9 protein-coding genes and 1 CRISPR repeat array are annotated in these 12,671 nt (G+C 36.3%); of the genes, 2 read left to right on the top strand and 7 right to left on the bottom strand.

Annotated features, from left to right (window positions below):
- Positions 1–52: 52 nt before the first annotated feature.
- Positions 53–636: direct repeats of the CRISPR family, unit length 47 nt; unit sequence GTTGTGATTTGCTTTCAAACTTTGTTTTGATGATCTTTGAATACAAC.
- 178 nt (positions 637–814) lie between these two features.
- From cas2 to cas9, 5 genes are all read right to left on the bottom strand, one after another.
- Complete coding sequence (gene cas2, locus QM629_RS02790; protein ID WP_415156957.1) at positions 815–1,153, bottom strand: CRISPR-associated endonuclease Cas2; 339 nt, start codon at positions 1,151–1,153, stop codon at positions 815–817.
- A 79-nt stretch (positions 1,154–1,232) separates the two neighbouring features.
- Positions 1,233–1,796 (bottom strand): transposase, encoded by a 564-nt coding sequence (locus QM629_RS02785; protein WP_415156955.1) that lies wholly within the window; start codon positions 1,794–1,796, stop codon positions 1,233–1,235.
- Positions 1,797–1,849: 53 nt separating this feature from the next.
- Positions 1,850–2,761, bottom strand: coding sequence for a type II CRISPR-associated endonuclease Cas1 (gene cas1 / locus QM629_RS02780; protein ID WP_415156953.1), 912 nt, complete (start codon positions 2,759–2,761; stop codon positions 1,850–1,852).
- Between the two features lie 131 nt (positions 2,762–2,892).
- Complete coding sequence (locus QM629_RS02775; protein WP_415156951.1) at positions 2,893–3,684, bottom strand: hypothetical protein; 792 nt, start codon at positions 3,682–3,684, stop codon at positions 2,893–2,895.
- A gap of 355 nt (positions 3,685–4,039) precedes the next feature.
- On the bottom strand, positions 4,040–9,721 hold the full coding sequence (cas9, locus tag QM629_RS02770; RefSeq protein WP_415156949.1) for a type II CRISPR RNA-guided endonuclease Cas9: 5,682 nt from the start codon (positions 9,719–9,721) through the stop codon (positions 4,040–4,042).
- Between the two features lie 536 nt (positions 9,722–10,257).
- On the opposite strand from cas9, the gene QM629_RS02765 reads away from it, so the two are divergent.
- Positions 10,258–10,548 (top strand): nucleotidyltransferase family protein, encoded by a 291-nt coding sequence (locus tag QM629_RS02765; RefSeq protein WP_415156947.1) that lies wholly within the window; start codon positions 10,258–10,260, stop codon positions 10,546–10,548.
- Entirely contained in the window at positions 10,541–10,879 is a 339-nt protein-coding gene (locus QM629_RS02760; protein WP_415156945.1) for a DUF86 domain-containing protein, read from the top strand. Before QM629_RS02765 ends, QM629_RS02760 begins: the two co-directional genes overlap by 8 nt.
- A gap of 92 nt (positions 10,880–10,971) precedes the next feature.
- On the opposite strand, the gene ruvB is transcribed toward QM629_RS02760, so the two are convergent.
- Both ruvB and QM629_RS02750 read right to left on the bottom strand, forming a co-directional pair.
- Positions 10,972–12,006: a Holliday junction branch migration DNA helicase RuvB gene (ruvB, locus tag QM629_RS02755; protein WP_415156943.1), complete on the bottom strand. Its 1,035-nt coding sequence runs from the start codon at positions 12,004–12,006 to the stop codon at positions 10,972–10,974.
- Position 12,007: 1 nt separating this feature from the next.
- Positions 12,008–12,451 carry a DMT family transporter gene (locus QM629_RS02750; protein WP_415156941.1) on the bottom strand — a complete coding sequence of 148 codons (444 nt, stop codon included), beginning with the start codon at positions 12,449–12,451 and terminating at the stop codon, positions 12,008–12,010.
- Positions 12,452–12,671 lie beyond the last annotated feature (220 nt).

Below are 12,671 nucleotides of genomic sequence, written 5' to 3'. Positions count from 1 at the left end.
TTTTGATGATCTTTGAATACAACCAAGCTGCTGACATGCTGCTTGAAACTTCGTTGTGATTTGCTTTCAAACTTTGTTTTGATGATCTTTGAATACAACTGTGCTACAAACATAACAAGCGTCAAATAAGTTGTGATTTGCTTTCAAACTTTGTTTTGATGATCTTTGAATACAACACAATTGTAAACGTCTACATTCTCTAAATAGTTGTGATTTGCTTTCAAACTTTGTTTTGATGATCTTTGAATACAACAGGTGATATGGCCTTAACCGCCGCCACCTGTTGTGATTTGCTTTCAAACTTTGTTTTGATGATCTTTGAATACAACTGCCGGTAGAGTGAAGTATCCACCATCTCCGTTGTGATTTGCTTTCAAACTTTGTTTTGATGATCTTTGAATACAACGGCACCGATGGAATGATCGGCAGCCCATTTGTTGTGATTTGCTTTCAAACTTTGTTTTGATGATCTTTGAATACAACATCACAACAGCATGGCCTACACTCGAAAAGTTGTGATTTGCTTTCAAACTTTGTTTTGATGATCTTTGAATACAACATAGATTGACCAAATAGAAATCGGTAGCGAGTTGTGATTTGCTTTCAAACTTTGTTTTGATGATCTTTGAATACAACTGCTCCAGCCGAAAGCCTTATGTATCAAGGATTTCAAAGAAAATCAGGATCAAAAAAATCAGCTTAAAAGTCTTCGTAATTTTAAAACGCGAAGACTTTTTGCATTTGTGAACTGTAGCAGATTCCCGTTGTTCCGATAAACCGGAAGGTCATGGGAATGACGATAACGAAAAAGCCTCTAAAATAATTCCAGTTGCTGGGGAATATTTTGCGGCTCAGCCGGCTTTTTTCCATAAAAAACTTCCATCATGCCGAATTGCTTGTCGGTAATGGTCATGATGCCTATATGCCCTTTCTCCGGCAAAATTTTCTTTACGCGTTTTATATGCACTTCCGCATTTTGCATGCTGCTGCAATGCCGCAGGTAAATGCTGAACTGGAACATGGCAAAGCCATCCTGCAATATTTTCTTGCGGAAGTCGGCATATATCTTTCGCTCTTTTTTGGTTTCGGTAGGCAGATCGAAAAATACTAATACCCACATAATTCTATAAGCATTTAACCGGTTTGCTTTCATGGCAAGTCAGTTTCAAACCCCGGGGGTTTCGAAAACCCCCGGGGTTTTACAGGTTGCTGGTGAAATTTTATAAAGTTATTTATTCCCCCAAACCATCAAGCACTTCATTCCCTGCAATCCATGGCGCACTATTATTAATAATGCTATGATAAGATGAATATGACCAGCTTTCTACATCCCTGCACAGTTTATGCTGCGCTGCATTAGCGTGAATGTAATGAATAATCTTACTGTAATAAGCATAGGAATCAATCAACCTCCTGTTAAGATTGTCCATAAATAGTTTGCCTTTCCTGTTATATTTTTTGTTGAAGGCTTTTGTGTATCCATTACACCAGTTGCCAAATTGTTCCGATATGAATAATGAACGGCTGATGTCGTATTTCTGCTGTTGCTCTTTAATTTTTGAAAGCTGAAATTTTTCTTCGATAATATTTATTGGTTTGATGCGTACAAACAAATGAAAATGGTTAGGCAGGAAAGAATAAGAGAAGATATCAGCTATGGGTAAAATATGTTCTTTTAATTTTTCAAGGAAATAGCGGTAATTCTCCGGCTCATTAAACATTTGCTCATTTCCAACTGCTCTGTTGAAAACATGATAATACCTGTCAGATAAAAACGGTTCGCTGAACTGGCGCATAAAGCTGTTGTTTATAAACCCCGAGGGTTTTTGAAACCCTCGGGGTTTTATGTTCAAGGCATTTCCGGATAAAGCAGTTTGCGTTGCTCGCCCGTATAGCATCTTGCCAGCGATGCTGCCGTGCGTTGCGTGGCAATCATCAGCGGGCTGGTTTCATCCCCAAGCAGCACATCCACCGTCGGCAGCTTCAGCAACTGCACTTTCAGTTCCTGCGTTAAGGTTTCTACCGATGATGTTTTATCTATAATGCCTCTCACAATCGCATCAACAAACGGACGGTAAGGCTCCATGATATCATCTGCCAAACAATAAGCGTTATAACGGTTGCGGTGAAATATGCCCAGCGCCGGCAACAATCCTGCACCCGTGATCGCCCTTGCCATCGTAGCCCTTAAAATAGCGTAACCGTAGTTGAGCAAATTGTTGGGCGGCGGGCCTTCGCGTTTGCGGAAGAACTGCCAGGCATCGGGGAACAAATGGCTCCAGTAATAAGCCGCGCCTTTAGCTTCATTGTTGCCGGCATCGCCGCTTTTTACATCCTGTGCCTGTTTGACAAGATAATTATACTGAATATTCCATTTCTTTAAAACAGCAGCCTGGTTACTGAGCTTTGCTTTGATGGTTTGCTGCCACAATTGTTTTTTAAGTGGTTCCGTTGCTTCTATCTGCGCCCTGAACCTTTCGCTTTGAATGCTGTTGCTTTCCAGTGGCAGCATCATGCCGCTGGGATGATGGGTTTCATTGCACGTTATAACAGCTGCATTATTGGCTACCAGCTTGTCTAACAAATAATGGCTCAAAGTAATTTGCTGATGTTCCAAAACCAGCATGCCGATATCTTCAATCGGCACGGTTCTTTCCGGCAGGTTTTCGTAGCCTTTTATGCGCTCATAATTTACCACCATCTGCATATTGCGGCATTTGAGGTGGCAGGGATTTTCTATGCAGATGGTGCGCTTTATCATGGGCGTTATTATTCGTTAAAGCGTTTTATTGCTATATTTTGGCCACAGGCTTAAAATTGCTCAGTAATTTATTTAATCTTTTTTAAAACTTATTATTGCTATTATTTTCAGGCATGTAAAACCCCCGGGGTTTATGACCTTTTATTTTTATAAGCCCCATCCCTTTTTTTATCAATGCTGCCGCCCGTGTAACCGCATACGCCCATGCGGGGAGAATTCACTACGGGCATGCCTGCATAATCTTCAAAATCTCCACAGGTTTTAGCGTGCTGCTTTGCACATTTTGCACAAAAAAAGTTGTCGTCATCATAACAGGCGGTGCACATAACTGCTGCAGGGGCTTTGCCGCAGGCCTGGCAAACAATTACCGGTGGTTCGTTACGTGTAAGCAATACAATAGCATCATCAGCCTTTACAGGATATTCGTCAAATACGGTTATCTGCAACTTGGTTGTGCTGCCAAAATCATAATCGTAATCAATTTTCATATCTTTCCTTAAAGCGTCTTTCAGGCGGCGGTCTTTTGGTATTTCTCCGTTTATTTCCTCCATCATTTCTTCACACGCTTTTGTTTTACCATTTTCCAGCAGTTCCTGTGCTTCAAAAAAATCCCACATAGAGCCATTGGCCCTTTTTAATTTTTTATTGGTAAAAGCGCTTAAATGCCCGCAGCATTCCAGCCATATTGCCCTCAGAAAATCATCCATATCTCCCATATCTGCATTACCATCAACCCATACGCTTAAAAAATAAGGGTTGCTGCCCCATCGGGGATCAGGCTCTATTTTAAGCAGAAAAGATTTGCCCGGTTTATTGGTGGATGTTTTATCCGAAATATGTTTTTGCATGTGCCTGTTTGCCTGGGCTTTTGAAACCTGTTTGTTGCAATAAAGGCAAATGCCGTAAGAAGTTTGAGTGCTCATACTTTATAATTGAAGCGTAAAAATATCTGTTTGATTTGTTTTGAATTGCTGCAATTTATAAATCCCGGGGGTTTGAAATAGCAGGGGCTTTTTTATGCAGGTAGTGCGCTTAATCATTATTGTTGGTACTTTGACGATGTAAAATGAAGCCTGTTATCTCTTTTATGTTTTTTAATAAAGTGACGCCAATATTTTATTTTGGTCATCATCGTGCCTGTTGCAAGGTGTTCAGTAGGCGTTAGCTTGAAACGAAATATGCGTCTTATCTTTCATGGAAGAATGGTATATAATATTGCTATCGAATATATTTTAAAGGAATTTAATTTTTGCATACGGTAGATTTTAAATTTTTTAATTATTTCTCTTTTGAAATAAATCCTAACCTGTTTGCATCTTCTTTATTCCAGCATCCATTTTCAAATTCCCAATATGGAGCGACTTTTTTACCAAGTTTATTAACATATACTTTATAGCAGTTCTCAAACATTTCCTTGTTTTTTACAATGATTGATTCTTCTATAAAACGGTTTTTATTCTTTTCTTCAGCCTTTTTGGTTGTATTAAATATATTTTTCATTTTTTCAATCTTGTCCCTTACATCATCTTGCATTTTAGCAGTATTAACTTCGTTGATTGGTATTTTTATTTCAGTAGCTGTGTGCATTTGAACAAAATGTAGGCTTCCTTCTGGGTCTGTTGTGGATTTACTAATGATTGCAACTTGCCATAAACTTTTTGAAATAGCTTTTTGTTTTTCTTTTATTTTTTCTGCCGAATTATCTTCTGAAACTTCCCAATTGAATAAGTCATTTTCAATGTACTCTGTAGTAAACAATCGTTGCAAAGGGTCTATTAAGCTTGCCGGATTAATAAAAATAGTATCGTTTTTGCCAAAACTAAAAATCTGTTTAAACCCTTTTTTTGTTAAGTCTCCTATTAACTCAATAGGATATAATAATTCTGTTCTTACTTTTCTGTTTTCTTTTTTCAGCAACATGGCGTCCATGTTTGAAAGCATTTTCCATTCTCTTTTTCCGTTATTATCTTCAAAAACATACACTCTGTAATTGCCATCTAATTCGGCATAAGTTTTTGTTTGCGGACGTATTGGATAAAGCGTATCAATCGTGGTTTTGTTTTTTTGACTGGCTTTTTTGATTTTAATTTTTGTATTTCCAATTACAGGGGGTTCTTTAATGAATACTCTTTCAGGATTAAATGCTTCCTGCCAAGATAAATTACCTTTGTATTCAAGCAGTTTATCTTTAACTTCTTTATTTCTTTTATTATCTACTTTCTTGTTTTTATTATATTCAATTTTATCAAATAATTCCTGATTTAATTGTGTAACTAAAACCCATTTGTTTTTTTCCGTCGGTATTCTAACATCATAAACTGCATTATAGTATATTGGAAATCCATCAGGATAATCTTTAGCTTTTTTAATTAATTCTTCTTGTATTTTAATTTTATCGTCATCAGCTTTTTCTTGTTTTAATTTTTCTAATTCTTCTTCAGTTGATTTGATAAAATCAATTCTATATTGTAGATAACGGCTAATTCTTTCATCATTTATTTTTTCAGGAGAAAGTTTATCTATTGTACCACTTTTATCAGTTCCTGTTTTTGTGGCAACAACGTCAAAAGTATATGCCCACTCAAATGGCTTATTTGCCTTAATTTCATTTAGAACATCTTCTTTTATTTTGCTATCGTTCTTTTTTATTTCTGGTTCTATTGTATCGTATTTATCAAATATTCCAATCAATTTATTTCTGAATCTTTCTTTGAATATTATTAAGTTAATTAGTTCTCTAAATGATAGAATTGGCTTTAATTCTTCTTTGGCTTTCTTTCTTCTTTCAAAAATTCTTTCAATAATATCCTCAATTTTAACTTGGCTATCATTATTATAAAATTTTCTGTAACCAATTAAGGTTTCTTTATGTAATGATGCTCTTATTGAAATGCTGTCTTCTGGCTTGCCAATTATAATAGTTTGTCCGTTTTTATGTAAAATATTTTTTGAAGGGCTAATTAATGGAATAGTGTTTTTATGTGATATAACTACCCGTTCAAGCAATTCAAAAATTTGAGATTTATTATAGTCTTTCCATGGATATATAAAATCATAAGCACCTTTTTCTCCTTTTTCTCTTTTTCTCAAAATATCATCTTTGTTCCACTCATATTTATCAGCTTTTTGCTTTTCATCAGTAATGTCATCTACACTCCAACTTGCATTTAATGTATTTACATATTGTATATGCCATTGTTTAGTACATGCAATAATAATGGCATCTAAAGCATGATGCCTGTGGTCAAGCCGTTTAGAAAATGCAGGATACACTTCAATTTCCTCATCATCATTTGTTTTTTTATTTTTTACAGTTTTCTTGTAAGTAATTTCTTCATCAATAGGAGCTTTTCCACTACCCATTCCAATTTTGAATTTCTTGTACCTATTTTCTACAAGTTTTTTCATTACATCTTCCAAATGCCAACTACCTCGAAGTATATCTGTAATAGATCCTGTTGTAACCTGTACTTCTTTTCCCTCCGGTAAAACTTTAATAAGCTCCTCTTTCAATTTTTTGTTGATATACTGAGTTTCTTTTAATTGCCTTTCAACGGGGTCGTCCGGTATATCTTTTCTTAAAAGATTTTTTTGTTTTCTTCCTTTCGGAAACAGTCGTTTTATATGAACGGGATAAGCATCTGTTTCACTTTTACCATCCCATTTTAGTATAGTTAATGTTTTATTATCAGAAGTATCTGTTTTTGATTTTTCGCTTTCCTGTGTAATGAATTCATAAGCAGTACGCCTGTCTTTCCATTCATTAATTACTTTTCTTGTAATTACTTTATTGCTGTATGAATTATCGTAATAACGTTGTCGTGGAATAATATGCTCAACTTCATACTTATCAGTTTCGAGTAAATCTGAAAGTCTGATCATTTCACCGGTATAAGGGCATTGGCACTTTTGATCCATCCATAAACGATAACGCTTTACATCAGCAGTTCTCGGTTCTTTTAAACCAAATTCTTTGTACGCATTTTCATAAAATAAAAGTTTATCTTCATCAGTGAGGGAGTATCCTTCCTTCTTTTTTAATTCTTCATACCTTTCATTATTCACAACCTTTGCAACATCTTCATATACCTTCAATTTGGTAAGATCGTTTTGTGATGGACTTGGATTTCCGAATATTTCACGTAACATTTTTTTTGCAAGTTCATTCCGGTTATTATTATTTGTCATTGCTTCATCCATCTGTTTCCTTTCATCAGCACTTGCTTTTAATTCGCGACTTAGTTCAATTCTTATTTCATCCATTTTTCCATAATGACTGATAATTTCATTAACAAGCATCAAGGTCTCATTCACTATTTTTTCGACTACCGGGTTATTCATTTTTCCTTTTGGAATCCTTTCCAATTTTTCAACTCGTTTAACTGAGCTCGTTGAGTGACTGCCATAAACAACAGCGGCGGCTTCCCAGTAATTAAGATATTTAAAATTATCAGTGCTTGTAAATGTTGAAAGCTTCAATCGTGCATTTTTTTCTGAAACAAAATCTTTAAGGCATTCTAATTTTTCATCATTATCTTTTGCTTTTTCTTCTTCCGAATTATTTAAAGCAATCAATGAGTTAATCTTTTGGGTTGCTCTATTGGTAGTATTTTTACCATTGCTCATAAGAGGCAATATGTTGCGAATGGCTTTTGCGGAAAGGTTTGCCATCCCACTATCTTCAAATTTAATTTTCGACAGCAGTTTTAATATGTTATCTGAAAAAATACATTTTCCATCTCTCTGAAAATTCTTTTTTATTGCAAATTTTACACTTGCTTCATCCTTGTTTGTAATGTCATAAATGATTTCCCAAAGCAATTGAAGATTGGTTACTTCATAATTTTCTATTTTGTATTCTGCAGCTTTTAATTCAGGATGGCTGAGATTTTCTTTTTTGTCTTTATGTTTATCTGTTCCTGTTTTTGTAATAGTATTAAACCATTCATCAGTATTATCAAAAATTATTTCCCTTTCTTTTTTCCCTTCAATTTCTTTGTCTTTATAAAAATTATTCTCTTTGAACCAATCTTTGAGTGCCTCTTTTAAAAGATACTTTGTTGTATTTCCTTTTAACCTAATGTCTTCAAAACCGCTTTTATCTCTTTTTAGTTTACTGTAGTTTACTGAATAGAATTTAGTCAACTTTTCACCTGTTTCAGTATCAACGCCTTGCTTCTTCTTTTTTCTTTTTTCCTTCCCATTTTTTTCTGTATCAACTAATTCATCGGCTACATTCAAACCTAATTTATCTTCAACAAATTTCTTCCAGGAAATAGATTTTGAATTTTGTAATTCATCGTAAAGTAAATTTTTAATTTCAGGGAACGTTTTACCTGTTATCTCAATCAGCGATTTTCCTATTGCCTTTTTTATGTCTGTATCATTTGCAGAAAATAAGTCAATCCTTATATCTTTAAGTTTTCCATTATCTAAAACCTTATTAGGTTCATTATAAAATAATCGCACATTGTTTATGTAAGTCCATATTTTAAAATCCTGATGTAAAGGGTGGCTTTTTGGAATTACCTTCCTGCCTTCATATTCAGGCGTGTCTTTTGGCTTATATGTTTGGGTGGGCTTATCAAAATATTTTTTGAAAACACGCACCTTCTCAAATCTACATCCTGCTTTGTTTTTGCTTTGCTGCCAGGGACGTTGGTAGTAAATGATTTTGTCTCTTATTAAACATTTCAATTGCTCTTTAATCCCATTTTTCTTTTTTACTTCATTGAGTATGGGTTGATAATCCTTAAAAGCTGATTTTACAACGTTCTCAGTATTTATGTTATCGAAATGTTCTCTATGCTTTTCAAATTGTCTGTCGAAAACTTTTTCAAATTCAGCTTCATACCATTCACGGTTTACAACATTAGCTCTTATCCTTTCTAATGTTTTATCTAAATATTTTCCGCTAAAGAAGTAAGATCCAACTGTGCCTCCTTGCTTGCACCATTTTTCTAATGATTTATTTAGCTTATGCCTATTATAATCCCAATCATCAGCATCGGGATTTGTTATTGTAAAATCTCCAAATTCGGTAGTTATTTTTTTCTCTTTCTTGCCTCCATCAACATTTTTAATTGGTATAAAATCCCCTTCTTTCAGGTCAGGGTTTTTGTAAAATACTTTTCCAGTTAATTCATAAACAACCTTTGTTTCTTCATTTTCTTTGATTTCTATACCTTCCTCACAGGTAAGCTTAATTTCGTATTCATTATATAGCGGCTCTTTTTTTTCTTTATCCTTTTTATCGTAATGAGAAATGAATTTATTCGTGTCAAACTCGGTTATTTGAACTGTGTAGTAGCTTTTCTTTGATTTTTCATCTTTAATAAATCTATCGCTGCTATATCCTCGCCATTGATTAAGATGCAATAAAATCCTGCCCCAATCTTGTAGCGTAATTCCTTGATTAATTGCATCTGTTCTTAGCTTATAAAGTTGCTCGCCTAAATCACCCTCTTCTCTTTTTTTCTTCATTCTTACACCATTAGCATCTTTAATAACTACTTTTTTATTTGTGTACCATTTGTTGTTTTTTTCTTCGACTGGTTTCCAAACTTTTTTCCCGTTTTTATTTGTTTCCTTTTTATAGGAGTCGTCAGGAAGCATGCCTACTAATTCAAGCACTGAACATAGTTTATCTCGACGAAGCTTATAACGGCTTTTTAATTTTCTGGATCCGCGTTTTATCCTTCGTTTTGCTGTAGGAGTAAGCGTTTCGCCTTCGTTAAGTTTTTTACCTTCATTAAATCTGCGTTGCATTCCATCCTTATCTTCCTGAATAATCCTTACTCCAACAGCATCCTGATAAATGCCAATTCGGTCGTTATTAATATCAGTTACTGCTTTTTTACCAGTTCTTTCATTTGTCTTTTTTTCATCGGTAGCCTCCACAATTGCCCAACCGATTGAAGTAGTTCCTATATCAAGCCCAAGGATTTTTTTATTTGCCATAATTTTATATTTTTACATTCAAGTTTGAAGCAAATCACAATAAGATTTTATCGTTGTGAAAACATTTAAAGCGGTCTCAATGAGGTCGCTTTTTTATTTTCTATGCTCTTTGTAATTGGCGTTGGACTATTTCGGTTCAGCAGTTATCTCAATCTAAAGTCCGGGTTTATTACATTAAGCTTTCGTTAGTTATTTTAAACAGTTAACCAAAGTTATTTATTTTACTATCGTAAATCAAAATGTTCCTTCTCTATGCTATAATAAACAATTCTGTTATAAATCGCGTTAAGTTATTTACAGCCAAATAACTAAAAATACGGAATCCCGTAATTGTAATTAAATTCATTAATTTATATTTGTGCCTGAAGGCAAATCACAATAAGGATTATTCCGTTGTGAAAACATTTGGTAACCACTTCACCTTAAATGAAAGCTGTTTTTTCCCAAATGTTTCGTGAACACAATAAAAAACAAATAATACTGTGAACAAAACATTAAGGCGGCGCAGGTCGCTTTTTTTCTTTAAATTTTCTTTCATGCTCCATCTTCATCAATACAGGCAAATCCTCGCTCAGCAAAAAGAACAGTTGCTGAAAAACTATCCCATAAAAACACTAGGATTATTTGGCTCTGTGGTGCGAAATGATTTTACACCTGAAAGCGATATTGATGTAATCGTGGAATTTACCCGGCCTGTAGGTATGGAATTTATTGAACTGGCAGAAGACCTTGAAAAGATTTTTCACCGAAAAGTTGACCTTGTTTCCCGCAAAGGATTAAGAACGCAAACATTTGATTTTATTAAGGAAGAAATACAATATGTCTAAGCGTGCAGACATATTGCTGGTACAGGATATGATTGATGCGGCTGAAAAGATATTCGTTTACACGAAGGGATTTTCTTTTGAGCAATTTTGTACCGATAGTAAAACATCTGATGCTGTTATACGAAACTTTGAAATAATAGGGGAAGCTGCCAGCAGGATAAGTGAGTCATTGAAAGAAAAATACCCGGATATTGAATGGCATAAAATACGTGGTTTCCGCAACCGCATTGTGCATGATTATATTGATATTGATTATGAAATTGTCTGGCAGATAAAAGAAACTTACTTGATTGAATTGCTTATGCAACTAAGAAAAATTGTTACTGAATAAAGAACCTTTTTACTTTAATAGCACTGCCTATAGCAGGCTGAAAAAGCCCGCCAACCACAACAGCTTTTATAATTATTCCGCCATAATAAATCTCAGCTGAACAAGGCGCCTGCAAACCCGGCGCCGCCGGGCTTTTTGCCCAGATGTTCATACGCCTTATGCGTTACTTCCCTGCCCCTTGGCGTACGTTGCAAAAACCCTTCCTGTATTAAAAAGGGCTCATATACTTCTTCAAGTGTGCCGGGCTCTTCGCCCACGGCCGTGGCAATGGTGGTAATGCCCACCGGGCCGCCTTTGAATTTTTCTATGATGGCCGTTAAAATACGGTTGTCCATCTCATCCAGCCCATGTTCATCCACATTCAATGCTTTTAATGCATGCTGTGTAATGCCGGTATCAATCATGCCGTCATTCAGCACCTGCGCAAAATCTCTCACACGGCGCAATAAGCCATTGGCAATCCTGGGCGTGCCCCGGCTCCTGCCCGCTATTTCATTTGCTGCATCTGCTGAAATGGAGGCCTTTAATATAGAAGCGCTGCGCTCGATAATTTTTTTCAGCGTGCCGGCATTATAATATTCCAGCCTTGATTTAATGCCAAACCTTGACAGCAACGGTGCGGTTAACAGGCCGCTTCTCGTGGTTGCGCCAATTAATGTAAAAGGGTTTAAATTAAGCTGCACGCTCCTCGCATTCGGCCCGCTGTCTATCATAATATCAATCCGGAAATCTTCCATCGCTGCGTATAAATATTCTTCCACCACAGTGCTTAACCGGTGTATCTCATCAATAAACAATACATCATTCGGTTCAAGATTGGTTAACAGGCCGGCAAGGTCGCCGGGCTTTTCAATTACGGGGCCGCTGGTTTCCTTAATGTTCACGCCCAGTTCATTTGCTACAATCCTGCTCAGCGTTGTTTTGCCCAAGCCCGGAGGGCCATGAAACAACACATGGTCCAGCGCTTCGCCCCGGATCTTCGCCGCTTTAATAAAGATGATGAGGTTGTCTATCAACTGCTGCTGCCCTGCAAACTCAATGATCTGCCTTGGGCGTATATTGTTCTCAAACTCCTTTTCTTCCACGCTCAACTGCGATTTCTCTTTATGCAAATTAGGGTTCGCCATGTTATTTTTTAATAAGTATGATGCCGCCAACGATGAGGGCCGCGCCAATAATTTTTTCCAAAGTTATTGTTCTTACAGCAGCGCCAAACCAGCCATAGTGGTCAATCAGCAGCGAAATACAGACCTGCCCGGCCACCACCAGCGCAAATGTAAGCGCCATACCCTGCTCCTGGTTAACCCAGGTAACGTACCCAACAAAAACCGCCCCTATCAGGCCGCCCAGCCAGATATACCAGGGCCCGGTTGTATAGGTTTTGGGGTTAAACATGGCGCTCCCGCTTATCATCATATTCAACGCCAGCAATATAATGGCGCCTGTAAGAAAACTCAGCAGCGCACCCATCATCGGCCCAAGTGTTTGTTTGCCAAGCCGTGCATTCAGTACAGCCTGCACCGGAATTACAGCGCCTACAAAAAATGTAATGATCATTAAAACATATTTCATTCGTACAGGTTTGTTTTTTCAGTTGTCTCATGGAACCTCGCTATGTACATTCCCCTTGTGTGAGAAAAAATTATCATGCTCGGTTTCATTCGTGCATATTTGTTTTTCAGTTGTCTCATGCTCGTCCCGAACTTGCTTCGGGAGAACCTCGCTATGCACATTCCCCTGTGTGAGAAAAATTATCATGCTCGGTTTCATTCGTATAATTTTTGTTTTTCAG

This window comes from Parafilimonas sp., from assembly GCF_047606085.1.
GTDB lineage: Bacteria > Bacteroidota > Bacteroidia > Chitinophagales > Chitinophagaceae > Parafilimonas.
The sequence above is the reverse complement of the archived record's forward strand: the minus strand, read 5'-3'. Positions and strand labels throughout refer to the sequence as shown.